Origin of the sequence: Arthrobacter sp. FW306-06-A, from assembly GCF_021870055.1 — a bacterium.
Taxonomy (GTDB): Bacteria; Actinomycetota; Actinomycetes; order Actinomycetales; family Micrococcaceae; genus Arthrobacter.
Genome location: NZ_CP084552.1, coordinates 1147297 through 1165567, shown reverse-complemented (window position 1 = coordinate 1165567; position 18271 = coordinate 1147297). Strand labels below are relative to the sequence as shown.

The 18271-nt window shown below is 67.9% G+C and carries 15 protein-coding genes; 6 read left to right on the top strand and 9 right to left on the bottom strand.

Annotation, left to right across the window (positions count from 1 at the left end; translation table 11 throughout):
- Positions 1-169: 169 nt before the first annotated feature.
- Positions 170-1369 carry an IS30 family transposase gene (locus LFT49_RS05525; RefSeq protein WP_442863690.1) on the top strand — a complete coding sequence of 400 codons (1200 nt, stop codon included), beginning with the start codon at positions 170-172 and terminating at the stop codon, positions 1367-1369.
- Positions 1370-1461: 92 nt separating this feature from the next.
- On the opposite strand, the gene LFT49_RS05520 is transcribed toward LFT49_RS05525, so the two are convergent.
- From LFT49_RS05520 to LFT49_RS05510, 3 genes are all read right to left on the bottom strand, one after another.
- Complete coding sequence (locus LFT49_RS05520) at positions 1462-2319, bottom strand: GmrSD restriction endonuclease domain-containing protein (RefSeq protein ID WP_237429985.1); 858 nt, start codon at positions 2317-2319, stop codon at positions 1462-1464.
- 211 nt (positions 2320-2530) lie between these two features.
- Complete coding sequence (locus LFT49_RS05515; protein WP_237429984.1) at positions 2531-3565, bottom strand: TerC family protein; 1035 nt, start codon at positions 3563-3565, stop codon at positions 2531-2533.
- Positions 3566-3783: 218 nt separating this feature from the next.
- Positions 3784-4653, bottom strand: a complete 870-nt coding sequence (locus LFT49_RS05510) for a DUF1295 domain-containing protein (RefSeq protein ID WP_237429983.1) — start codon at positions 4651-4653, stop codon at positions 3784-3786.
- 136 nt (positions 4654-4789) lie between these two features.
- On the opposite strand from LFT49_RS05510, the gene LFT49_RS05505 reads away from it, so the two are divergent.
- From LFT49_RS05505 to LFT49_RS05495, 3 genes are read left to right on the top strand one after another with little or no spacing between them, the layout of a single operon-like run.
- A complete protein-coding gene (locus LFT49_RS05505) occupies positions 4790-5251 on the top strand; it encodes a MarR family winged helix-turn-helix transcriptional regulator (RefSeq protein WP_237429982.1) in 462 nt (153 codons plus the stop codon).
- Complete coding sequence (locus LFT49_RS05500) at positions 5248-7116, top strand: AMP-dependent synthetase/ligase (protein WP_237429981.1); 1869 nt, start codon at positions 5248-5250, stop codon at positions 7114-7116. Before LFT49_RS05505 ends, LFT49_RS05500 begins: the two co-directional genes overlap by 4 nt.
- Positions 7113-7544 carry a DUF2177 family protein gene (locus LFT49_RS05495; protein ID WP_237429980.1) on the top strand — a complete coding sequence of 144 codons (432 nt, stop codon included), beginning with the start codon at positions 7113-7115 and terminating at the stop codon, positions 7542-7544. The genes LFT49_RS05500 and LFT49_RS05495 overlap by 4 nt, the downstream gene beginning before the upstream one ends.
- Here LFT49_RS05495 and fdhF read toward each other — a convergent pair.
- The 5 genes from fdhF to LFT49_RS05470 all read right to left on the bottom strand — a co-directional run bounded on the left by fdhF (position 7495) and on the right by LFT49_RS05470 (position 14748).
- Complete coding sequence (gene fdhF / locus LFT49_RS05490) at positions 7495-10266, bottom strand: formate dehydrogenase subunit alpha (RefSeq protein ID WP_237429979.1); 2772 nt, start codon at positions 10264-10266, stop codon at positions 7495-7497. The genes LFT49_RS05495 and fdhF overlap by 50 nt on opposite strands.
- Positions 10263-12011 (bottom strand): NAD(P)H-dependent oxidoreductase subunit E, encoded by a 1749-nt coding sequence (locus tag LFT49_RS05485; RefSeq protein WP_237429978.1) that lies wholly within the window; start codon positions 12009-12011, stop codon positions 10263-10265. Before LFT49_RS05485 ends, fdhF begins: the two co-directional genes overlap by 4 nt.
- A gap of 223 nt (positions 12012-12234) precedes the next feature.
- On the bottom strand, positions 12235-12378 hold the full coding sequence (locus tag LFT49_RS05480) for an MFS transporter small subunit (protein WP_236801333.1): 144 nt from the start codon (positions 12376-12378) through the stop codon (positions 12235-12237).
- A gap of 1 nt (position 12379) precedes the next feature.
- A complete protein-coding gene (locus LFT49_RS05475; protein ID WP_236801332.1) occupies positions 12380-13765 on the bottom strand; it encodes an OFA family MFS transporter in 1386 nt (461 codons plus the stop codon).
- Between the two features lie 173 nt (positions 13766-13938).
- On the bottom strand, positions 13939-14748 hold the full coding sequence (locus LFT49_RS05470; RefSeq protein WP_237429977.1) for a slipin family protein: 810 nt from the start codon (positions 14746-14748) through the stop codon (positions 13939-13941).
- Between the two features lie 161 nt (positions 14749-14909).
- Between LFT49_RS05470 and LFT49_RS05465 the strand changes: the two genes are divergently transcribed.
- Positions 14910-16586, top strand: coding sequence for an FAD-binding dehydrogenase (locus LFT49_RS05465; protein WP_237429976.1), 1677 nt, complete (start codon positions 14910-14912; stop codon positions 16584-16586).
- 215 nt (positions 16587-16801) lie between these two features.
- On the opposite strand, the gene LFT49_RS05460 is transcribed toward LFT49_RS05465, so the two are convergent.
- Positions 16802-17302 carry a GNAT family N-acetyltransferase gene (locus LFT49_RS05460; RefSeq protein WP_237429975.1) on the bottom strand — a complete coding sequence of 167 codons (501 nt, stop codon included), beginning with the start codon at positions 17300-17302 and terminating at the stop codon, positions 16802-16804.
- Between the two features lie 60 nt (positions 17303-17362).
- Here LFT49_RS05460 and LFT49_RS05455 point away from each other — a divergent pair, with 60 nt between their 5' ends.
- Positions 17363-18253, top strand: coding sequence for a potassium channel family protein (locus LFT49_RS05455; protein ID WP_236821431.1), 891 nt, complete (start codon positions 17363-17365; stop codon positions 18251-18253).
- The last annotated feature ends 18 nt before the right edge of the window (positions 18254-18271 follow it).

Sequence of the window (18271 nt, the reverse complement as noted above, 5' to 3'; positions counted from 1 at the left end):
GGCAGCGTTCTTCAAGGCTTTGGCGCGTACCGGTAGCACTACGGTTGCCGCTGCCGAACTGGGGTTGAGCCGTCAAACTTGTTACAAGTGGACCCAGAAGGCCGGGCTTGCGCGGAAACGCACGGAAGGCCCCAGCCGTGAGGATTTCCGCAAGCTCCGCGAAGCTGGAATGACACGCCGGGAGGCTGCCAAAGAACTGGGCATTAACCGGTGCACGGCCCAGGAATGGGACAACGGGGTCAGAAGGACACGGAACGGGCGAATCTACCGTGATGGCCGCCGGGTCGATTACACCAGTGGTGTGATGACACTGACCACCGACGAAGCGATCACCGATTCTGGCGCGTTTCCCGCACTTGCGGCCTTGGAGAAACCACTGGATGCCAGATTCCTGACTTTGCAGGACCGGGAACGGATTGCTGACCTCCGCGCTGCCGGCACACCGGTCCGGAAGATCGCCAGGGAGCTGGGCCGGTCCGCCTCGACCATCAGCCGGGAACTGGCCAGGAACAGTGTCAACGATGGGAAGTATTACGCCTATGCAGCCCAACGTGCCGCGACCGCCCGGCGGCCCCGGCCCAAGGACAGCAAGCTGGTCACTCACCACCGGTTACGAAAGTATGTGAAGAAGAAGCTGCTTCGGCGCTGGTCACCGGAACAGATCAGCAACAAGCTGATCAGGAAGTTTCCCAACGACCCGGAGATGCGCGTGAGCCCAGAAACGATCTATCAGGCCCTCTACTTCCAGGCCCGCGGAGGACTCAAACGTGAAGTCCAGGCAGCTCTGCGCACCGGCCGGACGCGCCGTAAGCCTCACAAGGACCCCCAGCAGCGGCAGCCCCGCTTCGCTGACCCTATGGTGATGATCTCCGAACGCCCACCCGAAGTTGAAGACCGCGCCGTTCCAGGACACTGGGAAGGAGACCTGATCACCGGGGCAAGCAACCAGTCCGCCATCGCCACCCTCGTTGAACGCACCACCAGATACGTCATGCTCGTCCATCTGCCCGGAGACCACACCGCCGAAACCGTCCGTGATGGCCTCATCGCCACGATGAAGACACTCCCCGAACACCTCCGAGGCTCCCTGACCTGGGACCAGGGCGCGGAAATGGCAGCCCACAAATCCTTCACCATGGCCACGGACATGCAGGTCTACTTCTGCGACCCCGCCAGCCCCTGGCAACGCGGCTCCAACGAAAACACCAATGGCTTGCTGCGCCAATACTTCGAAAAAGGCACGGACCTATCCATCTATGGCCCCGAAGACCTCGAACACGTCGCCCAAGAACTCAACAGCCGACCACGCAAAACGCTCGGCTGGGACACCCCAGCCGAGCGTCTGCGTGATCTACTAATGACCACATAACACCAGCAGTGTTGCAACGACCCCTAGAAACCGCCCGCCGGGTGCCGCCGTCGGCCGTTGCGCACACCGGACGGTAGTGGTTACCAGGCCGCTTATCCCTCGCAGGCCACCCCGTCGCCGTCGCCGTCCAGCCCCGAGCGGTACCCCGGGGAACCCGCATAGAGCGGGGCTGCTCCCGCTGCCACCGCCTCGGCACAGTTGGCGTAGTAGACGGTGGTGGATGCAGAGGCGGGCGCGACGGTGGTCGGTGCCGGCTGGCCGGGGCAGCCGGCCAGGATGCCGGCGATTGCGTCGTGCTCGGCCTGCGTCACCCACAGGCTGTAACGCGCTTTCACGGAAACCTGCCGCGCCACGTACTCGCACCGGAAGGCCTTGGCGGGCGGCAGCCACGTGGCGGCGTCGCCGTCGCCCTTTTGCTGGTTGGTGGACCCATCCGTTGCCTGCAGGTTCAGCGGGTCGTTCGCAAACGCCGTCCGCTGCTCCGTGGTCAGCTGCTGGGCGCCCTTCTGCCAGGCGTCGCTGAGGGCCACCACGTGGTCGATCTGCACAGCGCTGCTGGTGGTGGTGCCACGGACGAAGTTGATGACGGTGCCCGTGTAGGGATCCGCGAGTACCCCGGCCTTGACCGTGCAGGGGACGCTGTTGACGTAGGTGATGTCGGTAAGGTCCCGGTTGAGGATGTCGTTCCGGGTGTCGCAGCCGTTCTGGTCCACGTCCGCCCATGTGGGCCCGAACAGCGACCGCTCATACCCCGTCTTGGGCGCGCGGCCCTTGACGGGGAGGGTCTGCAGCAGGTCCACGGCCTGGACCGTTGCGGCGGTGGTGCTGTCCGCGGCAACAGCAGGCAGGTGTCCGCCGAAAAGGGCCAGCAACGCGGAAAGGACGACGGCGGCGCTCCAGCGGGTGCCGGACGCAGGCGCGGTGGTGGGCAAGGACGCGTGGCTGGACATGCAGTTCCCCCGGATTGTGCACGAAAAGTTTGGTGCGTCAGCCCCGATTACGCTGACGCCACGAAAGAGCCTAGCGGCCAGAATCCGCTGAGGTTGACGGTTTCAGCGCAACTGGGGCAATCCTTCCCGACTCCTGCGCTTAAGCTGCGACGGCGGCACCCAACCCGGGTGCCGCCGTCGTCCGTCCTGCATAGTTAGAGCCAGCCAGTGGCTACCGCGGCGTGCGAGCCGTGGAGTCGGTGTCCTCCTGAGTTACCTCAGGGTGGACAGCTTCGCTGGCGCCCAGCCCGCCGCGGGTCTTGGCCAGGCTGGCCACCGTGGCCACCAGGATGGTTGCGCCGATGAAGAGCAGCGAGAGCCAGATGGGGATCTCCGGCACCCACAGGAGCGGCTGGCCGCCGTTGATGAACGGGAGCTCGTTGACGTGCAGGGCGTGGAAGAGCAGCTTCACGCCGATGAACGCGAGGATCACGGCCAGGCCCTGGGCCAGGTACACCAGGCGCTCCAGCAGTCCGCCGATGAGGAAGAACAGCTGGCGCAGGCCCATCAGGGCGAAGGCGTTGGCGGTGAAGACGATGTAGGCCTCGCTGGTGAGGCCGTAGATCGCGGGGATCGAGTCGACGGCGAAGATCAGGTCCACGAACCCGATGGCGATGATGGTGAGCATCATCGGCGTCACGAAGCGCTTGCCGTCCAGCTTCACGGTGAGCCGGTCCCGGTGGTAGTCCGGAGTGACAGGGAGGACGCGGCGGACCAGCTGCATGAATTTGCCGTCGGCCGGGTTGGCGTCGTGGCCGCCGAAGGCCTGCTTGTAGGCGAGGAAGAGCAGCAGGGCGCCGAAGATGTAGAACACCCAGGAGAAGTTTTCGATCAGCGTGGCCCCGATGGCGATGAACCCGCCGCGCAGGACCAGGGCGATGATGATGCCCACCATCAGCACTTTTTGCTGGTACTTCTTGGGAACAGCGAAGCCCGTCATCACGATGAGGAAGACGAAGAGGTTATCGACTGACAGGGCTTTCTCGGTGAGGTAGCCGGCGAAGTACTCGCCGCCGAACGTCCATCCCGAGACCACGCCGATGCCGACGCCGAACAAAAGGGCGAGTCCGATGTAGAACGCGGACCAGCGGGCGGATTCGCCGATGGACGGCTCATGCGGCTTGCGGACGTGGGCGAAGAACTCGTAAACGAAGAACAGAATGGTCACCGCGAGGGTGATGATCCAGACCAGGGGTGTTACCTGCATGTGGGTACTCCAAGGGTAGGCGCTGACATTGACGCCAAGGTCTCCTCCGCCCGGTGAAAACCGGAGCCGGTGGCCCGGGATGCATCGCTGCATCCGTATTGACGGGCCAACCACAGACGGGAGTACTCCCCTTGATGGGTTAAATCGTACCTGAACAACGGGCGACGGCGGCACCCGGTTCCGGAGTCCGCCGTCGTCAATCCCTGTTTGGGAAAGCCCTACTTCAGTTTTGGTACCAGCACAGGGGTGTTCTTCTTGTAGGCCTCGTAGTCGGCCTGGCCGCCCCACTTCTTGTCCGCCTTTTTCTCAAGGGGCGGCACGCCGCTGCCCTTGATCAGGAGCAGGGCCACGAACACCGGGGAAATCAGTGCCGCCCACTGCCAGCCCTGGAGTACTGGCAGTGCGATGATGGCCACGCCCACCCAGAGCGTGATCTCTCCGAAGTAGTTGGGGTGGCGGGACTTGGACCACAGGCCGGCGTTGATGAACCGGCCCTTGTTCGCGGGGTTGTCCTTGAAGCGGGTCTTCTGCACGTCGGCCACGGTCTCGATGCTGATGCCAACCAGCCACACGAGCAGGCCCACCCAGAAGAAGCCGTCCAGGCCGACTTTCTTGTCCGAGGTGATGGCCACCCAGGCAAGCGCCGCGGTGAGCACCACCCAGAGGCCCTGGAGGGTCCAGGTATTCAGGAAGCGGAAGAAGTCCGGCTTGAGCTCATCGAAGCGGTCGTCCTTGCCGTGCTTGCTGATCCGCAGGAACAGGAAGCTGCCCAGCCGCCCGGCCCACAGCACTACCATGGCCGCCAGCAGCAATCCGCGTGCGTCCACCCCCGGGGACGCCAGCACCAGGAACACAGTGATGGAGATGTAGGTGAGGGCGCCGGTGAGGTCGTAAAACTTCTCCGTCTGCGCCTTGAAGGACGGAATAAACACCAGCCACTGGATGACGAACGCGATGGCAACCCCCAGCGCGAAGACGGGCCACCCGGCGATCCTGGCTCCGCCCTGGCTTCCGGCGAGGGCGATGAGCACCGCCACCACCACGGCGATAACGGTACTGATGAGTGCCTTGCGGCTCTTGTCGTTCACGGACAGGTTCCTTTCCCCTGGCCGGCCGCGCGCTGCTGCACGACCGGTCCCAACCGCGCCTGCTAGTCTTTCTTGTATTCAAATGAATTTGATGACTAGAGGACAATAACTACTATAAGGCTGCTGAGGAGGAACCATGGCCCCGCCGCCCTACCACCCCGCCGCGTCCGCGCTCCAGGCTCTATTCGACCTCGCCAACGAAACCGAGCGGGAAGTGGCCCGCTGCCTGCACCTGAACCTCACCGACTACCGCGCACTCTCGGCGCTGGCCCAGTCAGGGGCAGTCACCGTCGGCACCCTTGCCGAAAAGCTGGGCGCCACCGCTGCCACCACCACCGCCATCGTCGGACGGCTGGAAGCGCGCGGTTACGTCGAACGGCTTCGCTCGGAGGAGGACCGGCGGCACGTGCATGTCAGCGCCACCCCCGCGGCCACCAAGGACATCATGGACCTGATGCGCCCCCTCATGGACGCCACCAACCAGCACCTCGAGGCCCTCCCCCGCGCCCGGCAGGACGCCGTCGGGGACTTCCTCAACATCGCACTGAACCTCATGCAGGACCACCTGCACTCCCTTTCCGAGAAGGACACCCCTTGAGAGAGTTCACCTCCCCGCCGCTGGCCGACCTGTCCGGGCACCGGAACGCCACGGACCTGCTGATGCACCGCTTCCGCATCTCCCCGGACCACGTCGCCTTCGAGGTCCGGGCCGGCGGGGCCCCCGTCACCGATCCCTGGCGACAGGTGACCACCCGGCAGTTCGTGGACGAAGTCCGCGCCCTGGCCAAGGGCCTGATCGCCGCCGGCCTGCAGCCCGGCGATTCGATGGCCATCATGTCCCCCACCCGCTATGAATGGGCGGTGGCGGACATGGCAGCGTGGTTCGCCGCCGCCGTCGCGGTTCCCATCTACGAAACCTCCGCCCAGCCGCAGGTGACCGCCGTCCTGGAAGACGCAGCCGTGCGCCTGGCGATCGCCGGCACCGCCGCGCACGCCGCCCTGCTGGAGCAGGGCTTCGCCGGGAACGGCGCGGCGAACTTGGGCGTCTGGACCATGGATGCACGCCCCGGCGCCGACCTGGCAGCCCTGGTCCAGGGCGGCGCGGACGTGCCGGACGGCGACGTGGAGGAACGCCGCCTGCTGCACGACCTCGATTCGGTGGCCACCATCGTCTACACCTCCGGCACCACCGCAGCCCCCAAGGGCGCCCTGATCACCCACCGCAACTTCGTCGGCCAGATCCTCAACGTGGGCGCCGCCTACACCAGCGTGGTCCGCGAGGACGGCAACACCATCATCTTCCTGCCCATGGCGCACGTCCTGGCCCGCGGCCTGCAGCTGATCTGCGTGGCCAACGGTATGCGCATCGCGCACCTCTCCGACCCCCGCGACGTGGTGCCCGCCCTCGGCGCGCTCAGGCCCACGTTCCTGGTGGTGGTCCCCCGCGTCCTGCAGAAAATCCAGGCCTCCGCAGCCGCCGCCGCGGCGCAGAAACACCTGGGCCGCGTGTGGGCGTTGGCGCCGCGCACGGCCGTGGAGTGGGGCCGGTTTGCCGAAGCGCACGACGCCGATCCCTCCCTGAGTGCCCCGCGCGGCCTGCGGGTGCGGCGCGCGGTGTTCGACCGGCTTTTCTACGCCCGCCTCCGGGCGCTGGTGGGCGGCCGACTGGACTGCCTGCTCTCCGGCGCCGGCGCCCTGGACGCCGACCTGTCCCTCTTCTTCCGCGGCCTGGGCCTGCCCGTCATCGAAGGCTACGGGCTCACGGAGACCACTGCCCCGCTCACCGGCAACCTGCCCGGCGCCATCCATTCCGGAACGGTCGGCGTGCCGATGCCCGGCACCACCGTGCGGATCTCGGACCAGGGCGAAGTGCTGGCCCGCGGCGTGGGAGTCTTCGCCGGATACCGCCGGGCATCAGACAACGACGGCGCTTTTGTGGACGGCTTCTTCCGCACCGGCGATCTGGGCTCCCTGGACTCCGGCGGCCGGCTCACCCTCAAGGGCCGGATCAAGGACGTGATCGTCACCGCGGGCGGCAAAACCGTGACCCCCTCCATCTGGGAAGGCTACGTGGAGGGCGACCCCCTGGTGGCGCACGCCGTCATGGTGGGCGAGGGCAAACCGTACCTGGGCGGGCTGGTGCTGCTGGACCCGGAGTCCGTGGCGGCCTGGGCCGAGCGGGAGGGCATCGCCGACCTTGCCGGGCTGCGGATCCCCGATGACGGCAGCGCGGTCCAGATCGAGGACGAGCGGCTGCTGGGTGTGGTGGGCAAAGTGGTCACTGCCGCGAACGCCCGACTGGCCCGGTCGGAACAGGTGCGAAAGTTCGTGCTGCTGCTGGCTGACCTCAACGAGTCCCACGGGCTGGTCACCCCTACCATGAAGCTCAAACGGGCCGTCTTCACAGAACGCGCCCGCCATTTCGTGGAAAACCTCTACACCGACGCAAGGAGCACAGCGTGAGCCCCCGCACTAGGAACTGGCTGACCGCCTACGCAGTCACCGCCTTGATCTTCGCCGTGCTGGACGTGGCGTGGATCCTGCTGGTGGCCAACCCGTTGTACCAGGGCCAGATCGGCGGCCTGCTGGCGCCCAAGGCGAACCTCCTGGGCGCGGTGCTGTTCTATGTCATTTTCGTGGCGGGGATGGTGCACTACGGCGTCCGTCCAAACGCCCAGGACGTCTCCGTGCGGCAGCGGGTCACGGGGGCGGCACTGTTCGGGTTCTTCACCTACGCCACGTGGGCGCTCACCGGGTTTGCCGTGCTGAAGGACTTCACCGCGCTGGTGGCCGTGACGGACATCCTCTGGGGCGCCGCGGCATGCAGCCTGGTCACGTGGATTACCGCGACGGTCCTCCGCCGGCGGATCGGGAAGACGCAGCCAGCCTGACCGCGGTCACCTTGTACTCCGGGCAGCCGGTGGCCTCATCCCCCACCGGCGAGGTGAGTCCGTTGACCGCGGCGCCGGGGAAGTGGAAACCGGCGAACACCTGGCCCGGTTCCACGTCGTCACTGATCTTCACCTGAAGCACCGCCTCCCCGTGCCTGCTCGCCACCCGGACGGCGTCTCCGTCGCCCACGCCCAGCGCCGCGGCGTCGCCCGGCCCGACGTCCACCGTCTCCCGGCCCAGCAGGCGCAGGTTGGCGGTGCGCCGCGTCATGCTCCCCGAGTTGTAATGCTCCGCCCTGCGCCCCGTAATCAGCAGGAACGGGAACTCCCCGTCGCACTCCTCGCCGGGCGGAAGATAAGGCCTGGCGGCCAAATGGGCCAGCCCGTCCGGCGTCGCGAAGCCGTCCTCGTAAAGCCGGGGCGTACCGGGGGAATCCGGGGATCCGCACGGCCAGTGCAGCGGCCCTTCACGGTCCAGCCGGGAGTGCGTGACACCGCCGAACAGGGGCGCCACGGCGGCGCACTCCGCCATGGCATCCGCGGGCGATTCGCAGCCTAGGCCCGCCCCCATCCGGTCCGCGACGGCGTGCAGCACGGCAAAGTCCGTGCGGACACCTGCAGGGGGTACAACGGCTTCCCGGACCCGCTGGAAGCGCCGGTCAAAGTTGACGAACGTTCCCTCCTTCTCCAGCCATGCCGCCACAGGGAATACGACGTCGGCGGCCGCGGCGGTATCGGACAGGAACAGGTCGTTGCAGATCACCAGCGGGCAGGCCTCCAGCGCGGCGCGGACGGCGGTGCTGTCCGGGTCCGTGGTGAGCACGTCCTCGCCGATGATCCAGAGTGCCTGGAGCGCCCCGGACCGGGCGGCGGCAAACATTTGCGGGGTCCGAAGCCCGGGCCGGGCAGGCACTTCAGCCTGCCAGGCGGCCGCGCACCGGTGCCGCGCGGCAGGGTCGCCGACCTTCTGGTACCCGGGCAGCAGGTCCGGCAGGGCCCCCATGTCCGAAGCACCCTGGACGTTGTTCTGTCCCCGAAGCGGGTTCACACCGCCTCCGCCGCCGGGGCCCACAGCTCCGCGCAGGACTGCGAGGTTGGACAGTGTCCGGACACCGTCCGTGCCGTGCAGGTGTTCGGTCACGCCCAGCCCGTAGAAGATGGCCGGCGCCGCTGCCTGCCCGTAGAGCCGCGCCGCCTGCACCAGGTCCTCCGCCGGCACCCCGCTGATCGCTGCCACCCGGTCCGGTGGGTAGTCCTCCAGCAGCCCCCGCAGTTCCTTATAGCCGGTGGCGTGCGCCGCCAGGAACGCGGAATCAGTCATCCCCTCCCGTACCAGGACGTGCGCCAGTCCGTTGAACACAGCGACGTTGGTTCCCGGCCGGGGCCGGAGATGGACGTCCGCGTGCCGTGCGAGGTACGTCCGCCGGGGATCCACCACCACCAGGCGCGCTCCGCCCATGACCCGTTGGAAGATGCGTGAGCCGACTACGGGGTGTGCCGCCGTCGGGTTCGCACCCACTAGCAGGATCGCGTCACAGGCATCCAGGTCATCGAAGGGGTTGGTCCCGCCGCCCAGGCCGAAGGCGGCAGCCAGGCCGGTGGCCGAGGGGGCGTGGCAGAGACGGGAACAGTTGTCCACGTTGTTGGTTCCCATGACGGCGCGGGCAAACTTCTGGGCCAGGTAGTTCTCCTCATTCGTGGCCCGTGCCGATGAGATCAGGGCGAATCCGTCCGGGTCTGCGTCCCGGACTGCGGTAAGCCTGCCAGCCACGAACCCGATGGCCTCGTCCCAGGTTGCGGGAGTCAGCGTCCCGTTCCGCCGGATCAGGGGCGTGCTGAGCCGCTCCGCTGAGTTGAGGAACCCGTGGGCAAACCGGCCTTTGACGCAGGCATGTCCCCGGTTGAGGGACCCGTTCATGGCCGGCTTGACGGTCATGATGCTGCTGCCCCGGGTGGCCACCTCCAAAGTGCAACCGACGCCGCAATAGCCGCACGTCGTCGTCCGCTGTTCGCTGGGTGCCTGTTCACTGGGTGCTTGTTCGCTGGGTGCTTGTTCGCTGGGTGCTTGTTCGCTGGTTGTCCGCTGCAGGTCCAGCAGCCCGGGCTCCGAGAGGGCCCCCGTGGGGCAGGTGTCCACGCAGGCGCCGCAGGAGACGCAATCGGATTCCGCCCACGGGCCACCCGTCCCCGGCGCCACCACGGTCCCGGCTCCCCTGCCCACCAGGGTGAGGGCGAACGTGCCCTGGATCTCCGCGCAGGCGCGCACGCACCGGCCGCAGGCAATGCAAAGGTCGCGGTCCAGCTTGACGTAGGGGTGGGAGTGGTCGATGCCGCGGACCGGGAGCAGTACGGCCCCCGCCGGGGCGTGCACACCGTACTCCGCACACTCCCGGGCCAGCTCACTCCGGTCCGCCTCCGGCCCACCTTGGTATGCGTCCAGCGCCTTGGGCGGCAGTCCCGCCACAATGGCTTCGAGTGCCGCCCGCCGGTCCGGCCGGGAGGCTTCCACCGCGATGACAAGCCCGTCCTGGGCAGGTGTGCTGCAGGCTGCCGCGAGGCCGCGGCCGGCCACTTCCACCAGGCACGTCCGGCACGAGGCCACAGTGCTGAGCCGGTCATCGTGGCACAAGGTGGGAATCGCCAGGCCGGCGGCGCGCACGGCGTCGAGCAGGGTTGCGCCGTCCGTCACGTCCACCGGGTGCCCGTCAACGGAGAGCCTCATGCCGTCCACCCGGAAAGTCCGTAGACACGGGCGAGGCTTCGCACCGCAGCCGGGACGCGGCGTCCGAATGCGCACAGGCTGCCCACTGCCATGGTGCGCAGCACGTGGTTGCGTTGCGCGCCGCCGTCGTCCCCCTGCTGCGGGTCTTCCGGCAGGCCGGCCAGCGCCCGCCCGCGCCACGTGCCCACCCTGCAGGGCGAACACTGCCCGCAGCTCTCCTCCGCGGCGAAGTCCCAGAGGTTCTGCAGCACCTGGGTGCCGGTCAGCCGGTCATCGAAGGCGACGATTCCCGCGTGGCCCAGGGCTGCCCCATGCCGGGACAGGGCGGCTTCGCTCAGCGGGATATCGAGGTCGTCAGGGCCAAGGAAACCGCCCAACGGACCGCCTATCTGCAGGGAGCGCAGGGTGGCGCCGTCACGCAGTCCGCCCCCGAGGTCCTCCACGATCCTCCGGACGGGCGTGCCGATCTCCACCTCATAGGCGCCGGGCCGGAGGAACCGCTCGGACAGGCATGCCAGCACCGTCCCGGACTCGGTTGCAGTTCCCATCTCCGCGTACGCGGCACCGCCGTGCTGCATGATCCACGGGACGGCGCAGAGTGTCTCCACGTTGTTCACCACGGTGGGCCTGCCGTGCAGCCCGTGTGCTGTGGGGAACGGCGGGCGCGGCCGCACCACGCCGCGCAGTCCCTCAAGCCCGTTCAGCAGGGCGGTTTCCTCGCCGGACACGTAGAACCCGGCGCCAACCGCCACCCGGATGTCCAGCCGCGTTCCACTACCTGCCACGTCGGGGCCAAGGTGGCCGGCTTCCCGAGCCGCAGCCAGCGCCTCCCGCAGCCTGGCCGCGGCACGGGGATACTCGGAGCGGACAAAAACGATTCCCGTGTCCGCGCCGACGGCGTAGCAGGCCAGTGCCAGGCCCTCCAGGACGCGGTGCGGGTCCTCTTCCATCAGGAGCCGGTCGGCAAAGGAGCCCGGGTCCCCCTCGTCACCATTGGCCACAACCACCCGGGGCGCAGGGTGCTCAAGCGCAGCCCGCCATTTCGCGGCGGTACGGAAGCCTGCCCCACCCCGTCCCCGCAGTTGCGCCGCTTCCACTTCTGCCAGCACATCCCCGGGGGCTGCGGAGGCTGCGATGGCCGGCCATACCGACCACGGCTGCGCTTCTCCCAGCACCCCGGCCGTCACCACGGGCACCCGGCTGTTGCTCGCCACCGGGATGGGCGGAGCGGTCCGCGGAGCTTGGTGCGTCAGTTGAGCTGCCAGGTCCGGCCCGGCGTGTGCCTCCGCGCCGTCCAGCGCTGCCGGCCCCGAATAGCAGAAGCCCAGGCAGTGCACCGCCTGGAGCGAGACGGAGCCATCCCTGGCCCGGCTCCCGGCCTCCACTCCGAGTGCCGCCTCCACGGTGGCCAGGTGCGTCCCGCCGGTTGCCGCGAAGCATGCCGCGGCGGAGCACGCCCGCACGTGCCTGTTGCCGTGGGGCACTGCGAAGTCCGCGAAGAAGGACGCCGGGCCTTCCACGGCCGCGGCGGGAAGGCCCAGGGTGCGGGCTATCCCGCTGGCGGTCCCCGGGCCACCCTCGGGGCCGAGCCCGGCAGCGTCCGTGCCGGCCATGGATTGCCGCAATGAGTCCGGGACGCGGGTGATTTCACGCCCAAAGCGGGCGGCATACCGCCGGAACGGATCGTCCGTGGTCCAATCCCCTGTGCCATCGGTTGGGGAGCCCGGCTGCCGGGGTTCCTGCATGACCCCAACCCTCGTCGCTTCGGAGCAGCCCGGGGAAGGGTCCAAAGTCCCCGCCCGCATGTGGAGCGCGGACTGGTGCACCCGGCCCCTGCTGTCGTGCCCGGCGTCACTCCCGCGCACAGACTGGCCCAGTTTTCAGGAGGAAACCGCTGAAATTCAGCGGCCCCACGGACGTTCGTCCCTGAAAACTGGGCCAGTGTGACGCGCAGGCAAGCGTAGCGGGCTATCCGAAGAGTGCCGCCACCTGGGTCAGTGTCTGGAAGACGCCGTAAGCCAGCGGGATCCCTACCAAAGCCCAGCCCAGGATTAGCCGGCCGGTGGACCGCTTGACCGGCTGGGCGCCGGGGGTGTGTGCAGTGCTGCTCATGTCAGGCCTCCATGGAAGATGTGTGCCGCTCGGGGCGGGGTTCGTGGAATCGGGCATCGACGGGTTTGACCAGCAGGTTGGCAATGAAGCCGATCACCAGCAGTGCCACCATGGTCAGCAGCGCGGGCTGGTAGGACGCGGCGTTCAGCTGGCCCGGCTTGCCCTGCGCGTCGAGGATCGAGTTGACGATCAGCGGCCCGGCGACCCCGGCCGCGGACCATGCGGTGAGCAACCGGCCGTGGATGGCGCCCACCTGATAGGTCCCAAACAGGTCCCTCAGGTAAGCAGGGACTGTGGCGAAGCCGCCGCCGTAGAAGGAAATAATGACGAACGCCAGTGCCACGTACAGGAAGGTCGAGGTGGAGCCGGCCAGCGCCAGGATGATGTACAGCACGGCGCCGACGCCCAGGTACATCATGTAGATCCGCTTGCGTCCGGTGACGTCGGAGGTGGCGGACCAGGCGAAGCGTCCGGTCATGTTGCCGATGGACAGCAGCCCCACGAAGCCGGCCGCGACGCTGGCGGTCACCAGGGACTTGCCATCGGACTGCCGGAAAAAGTCCTGGATCATGGGCGCTGCCTGCTCCAGGATGCCGATGCCCGCGGTGACGTTGCAGAACAGCGCCACCCACACCAGCCAGAACTGCCGGGTCTTGATGGCGTTCTTCGCGGACACGTTATCCGTGGTCACCAGCTTTGCCGCCTTGACCTTGGCGGGGTCGAACCCGGCGGGCCGCCACCCCTCCGCAGGCACCCGGATGGTGAACGCACCGAAGAGCATGTACACGAGGTAGACGGCGGCGAGGGTCAGGAAGAGCTTGCCCACGGCATCGCCGCTGGCAACCCAGCCCTGCGCACCGGAGTTGGGGTCGTATGCCTTGAGCAGGGCCTGGGATACCGGGCTGGCGATCAACGCACCGCCGCCGAAGCCCATGATCGCCATGCCGGTGGCCAGGCCGGGCCGGTCCGGGAACCACTTGATCAGCGTGGACACGGGCGAGATGTAGCCGATGCCCAGGCCGATGCCGCCCACCACGCCGTAGCCCAGGTACACCAGCCAGAGCTGGCGGGTGAAGATGCCCAGCGAACCGATCAGGAAGCCGCCCACCCAGAACATGGCGGCGGTGAACATGGCCTTGCGCGGGCCGTTGGTGTCAACCCAGGTGCCCATGATCGCGGCGGAGAGGCCCAGCATCACGATGGCAATGGAGAAGATGACGCCGACCTCGGTGAGGCTGGCGCCGAAGTGCTTGACCAGCGCGGTCTTGTACACGCTGGTGGCGTAGGCCTGCCCGATGCACAGGTGGACGGCGAGCGCGGCGGGCGGCACCAGCCAGCGGTTGAAGCCCGGCGGGGCGATGGAGTGGTCACGGTCCAGGAAGCCCATGGTTTGATTCCCTTTGCTTGTGGAAGACGTCAATGTCTGATCGGGCCAGAGGCCAAAGGCCTTGGTTGAGCCCGGCCCGTTGCCTTCGGCAATCATGATCCAAATCATCAGCAAACGTACTGTTGGCGCGCCGAGCGGCGGGTTTTTTGTGCCGAGCGGCGTGCAGGCGAAAGTCAGGCCGCCTTGACGGGTGACGTGCTGCCGGTGGATGCCGCCTGGCCTTCGCGGGCCAGGAAGGCGGAGAGCTCGCCAATGGTGCTCATCAGCGGGGCGGGGAAGACGACCGTGGTGTTCTTGTCCACGCCGATCTCTACGAGGGACTGCAGGTTTCGAAGCTGCAGTGCCAGCGGGTGGGCCATCATGGTGTCGGAGGCGTCACCGAGGGCTGTTGCGGCGATCGCTTCGCCTTCGGCGGCGATAATCTTTGCCCTTTTTTCGCGTTCCGCTTCGGCCTGGCGGGCCATGGCACGCTTCATACTTTCGGGCAGCTGGATGTCCTTCAGCTCCACCAGCGTGACCTCGACGCCCCATTCGACGGTAAGTACATCAAGGATTTCCCTGATGTCGGCGTTGATCCTCGCGGTCTCCGACAGGGTCTGGTCCAGGGTGTGCTGGCCTACGACTTTCCGCAGCGTGGTCTGGGCGATCTGGTCGATGGCCGCGGCCACGTTCTCGATCGCGACGACCGACTTCACGGCGTCCACCACCCGGTAGTAGGCCACCGCGGAGACGTCCACGCTCACGTTGTCCTGGGTGATGATGCCCTGGGACTGGATGGGCATGGTGACGATCCGCAGGCTGACCAGCTGCAGCCTGTCGATCACCGGGATGATGAACTGCAGGCCAGGTTCCCGAACTCCGATGACTCTGCCAAGCCGGAAGAGCACGCCCTTTTCGAACTGACGCACGATCCGGACCGCCATCCTCGCGACGATGAGCAGCAGGATGACCAGGACGATGACAATCAATGTGGTGGGGTCCATAAGGATCCCCTCCTGAATTGCTGGCGGGACCTGCCGGAACCGGGCGGCGCCGTGACAGATGTCCCGGCTCCATTCTCCCACCAACCTTGAAAGGGAGAGCTTCAAACCTGCTGTAGTTTGATGCTGAACTCTCACTTACCAACAACCGGGGCAGGGATCGCATGGACGCGGACGTCATCATCATCGGCTGCGGCCTGGCGGGGCTGGTGGCCGTTAACGAGCTGGTCCGCGCGGGCAAGCGGGTGGCCGTCGTGGAGCAGGAGAATGAGGCCAACCTGGGTGGGCAGGCGTTCTGGTCCCTGGGCGGGCTCTTCCTGGTGGACACCCTGATGCAGCGCCGCCTGGGCGTGAAGGATTCCTTCGAGCTGGCGTGGCAGGACTGGCAGGGATCGGCACAGTGGGACCGGCTGTCCGGCCGCCTTCCCGAGGACGAGTGGGCCCGCCAGTGGGGCCGCGCGTACGTCGAGTTCGCCGCCGGGGAGAAGCGCGCCTGGCTGCAGCAGCAGGGCATCCGGTTCACGCCGCTGGTGGGCTGGGCCGAGCGCGGAGACGGCAGGGCCGGCGGCCACGGCAACTCAGTCCCCCGCTTCCACGTCCCGTGGGGCACCGGCACCGGCGTCTCCGAGCCGTTCGCTGACAAGGCCCGCGAGGCGGCTTCGTCGGGCAGCGTCCGGTTCTTCTTCCGGCACCGGGTGGACGGTTTAACGTACGACGGCGGCACGGTCACCGGGGTGCGGGGCTCGGTACTGGCACCGGACGCATCCCCGCGCGGGGTGTCCTCCACCCGGGAGGTGGTTGGCGGATTCGAGCTGCAGGCGCAGGCGGTGGTCATCGCATCCGGCGGGATCGGCGGCAACCATGACCAGGTGCGCCGCTGGTGGCCGGAGCGGCTGGGGACGCCGCCGCAGAAGATGGTCACCGGGGTGCCGCAGCACGTGGACGGGCGGATGCTGGACATCGCGGACCAGTCCGGCGTCCGGCTGGTAAACCGGGACCGCATGTGGCACTACACGGAGGGCATCCAGAACTGGAACCCCATCTGGCCGGACCACGCCATCCGGATCCTGCCGGGCCCGTCCTCCCTGTGGTTCGATGCGCTGGGCCGGCGGCTCCCCTCCCCCGGCCTGCCGGGCTACGACACCCTGGGCACCCTGAACCTCCTGCGAACCACCGCCGACATCCAGCAGTACGACCATTCCTGGTTCATCCTCAACCAGCGCATCATCGAGAAGGAGTTCGCCCTCTCCGGCTCCGAGCAGAACCCGGACATCACCAACCGCGACCTCAAGCTGCTGCTCCGGACCCGGCTGGGCCGGGGCGCCGGCGCCCCGATCGAGGCGTTCAAGGAGCACGGCGCGGACTTCGTGGTGGCGGACGACCTGGCGGATCTGGTCCGCGGGATGAACGGGCTGACGGAGGAGCCGCTGCTGGACTACGCGCAGCTCCGGCGGCAGATCGGGGAGCGCGACGCCGAGGTCCGGAACCCCTACTCCAAGGATGCCCAGGTGGCAGGCATCCGCAACAGCCGCCGCTACCTGGGCGACCGGCTCTTCCGGACCGTGAAGCCGCACCGGATCCTGGACCCCGCCGCGGGGCCGCTGATCGCGGTGCGGCTGCATGTGGTCACGCGGAAAACCCTCGGCGGGATCCAGACCAACCTGTTCGGCCAAGCGCTCGGGCACGACGGCGTTGCCATTCCCGGCCTCTACGCGGCAGGTGAGGCAGCCGGCTTCGGCGGCGGCGGCGCCCACGGCTACAACGCGCTTGAAGGCACCTTCCTGGGCGGCTGCATCTTCACCGGCCTCACCGTGGGCCGGAGCCTGGCCGCCGCGCTCTGACCTCACCCCGGCTGGCCTGCCCGGCACCCAGGCCGAACGTCCTCACTTCCCGCGAACTCAACCGCACCTACGGCACGGACGCGGCGCCCGCCGTCGTCCATAACCCGCGAGATGGCAGTTCGCAGCAATGTTCCTGTGAAGCACTGCCGTGAACTGTCATCTCGCGTTGGGCGCGCACTGCCGCCGTCGTACGCTGCTCCCGACGCCTCCTGCTGCTACGGCTGCGCCCGCCGCACCAGCCGGACTTCGGGCAGTTCCTCCCATTCGGGCGGCAGGGTGTTGCGCTTGCCGTCCGGCCGGAACCCCTGCTTCCGGTAGAAGGCCAGGGCGCGGGGATTGTTTTCCAGCACCCACAGGTAGGCCGGGCCGGAGCCGACGGCGGCACTCACCAGGGCTGCCCCCAGCCCCGTTCCGTAGGTGCGCCGGAGGGTGTAGATGGAGTACAGCTCCAGCGCTTCGGGGGCGTCGTCCTCCCGGCCGGGGCCAGCGTCCGCGTAGCCCATAAGCTGGTCGTTGCCGTCGAAGGCAAGGATCCGCGGCTCATCCCTGGCCAGGAACGTCCGCCGCCGCACCACCCGCTCCGGGATGCTGGCCCTGCGCCGCGCGAAGAAATCCGCCGACAGCAGGTGCGGGTAGCACTCCTCGTGCGCCTGCGTCTGCATGAGCACCACTGCCTCGGCGTCCTCCGGCGTGGCCTGGCGAAGTCGAAAGTCCATGGCGCCAGCCTAGCCAGCGGGCCGGCGTTCCCGCGCCATCCTGCGCACTTAGGATGAGGCATGGACTTTGAAGGCGTGCTTTTCACGGTGGTGGGCTTAGCGCTGATTCTGCTGATGATCGCCGATGTCTTCATGACGCTGCTGTACCCGCATGGCTCCGGTCCGGTGGGCCGGACCATCATGCGGGTGTTCTGGCGGGTGTCGAGGAAGGTCCGGGGCGGGGCCTCCTCCGTCGCCGCGCCGATGGCCATGGCAGCCGTCATCGCGGCGTGGGCTGCCCTGGCTGCGGTGGGCTGGGCGCTGCTGTACCTTCCGCACCTGCCGGCCGGTTTCTCCTACTCGGCGGACATTCCCCGGCAGGCCGACTTTGCCGAGGCGCTCTACGTTTCGCTGGTGGCCCTTTCCACCGCGGGGTTCGGCGAAATCGTGGCCATCCATCCGGTCCTTCGGCTGGTGATGGCATTCCAGGCTGTTGCGGGTTTTGGCCTGCTGACCGCCACGGTCTCCTGGATCCTGCAGACCTACCCGGCGCTGAGCAGGCGCCGCGCGCTTGCCCACCAGCTGAACCTGTTCCGCGAGGCAGCCGGTCCGTCCGGCATTGCCTCGCTGGAGGCCCGGCACGCTGCGGGACTGTTGGAGTCGATGGCGGAGAACGTGGCCTCCGTGAGCATTGACCTGTTGTCCTTCAACGAGACCTATTACTTCCATGAGGTGGAGCAACGGGGGTCGCTGCCGGCCACGCTTGCCTACGCCCACCAGCTGGCGTCGGAGGCCCAGGGCAGCGACAACGCCGAGCTTCGGTTCGCCGGGCGGATGCTCTACGCGGCGTTGGAGGACCTGGCCGAGGTGCTGCGCGGGAAGTTCGGCCACGAGGGAAGCACCTCCTCCGACGTGTTCGACCACTACGAGCTCCACCACCGGCACCGGCGGCCGCCGGAGCGGCGAAAGTGAGGTGGCTGCCTCCAGGGC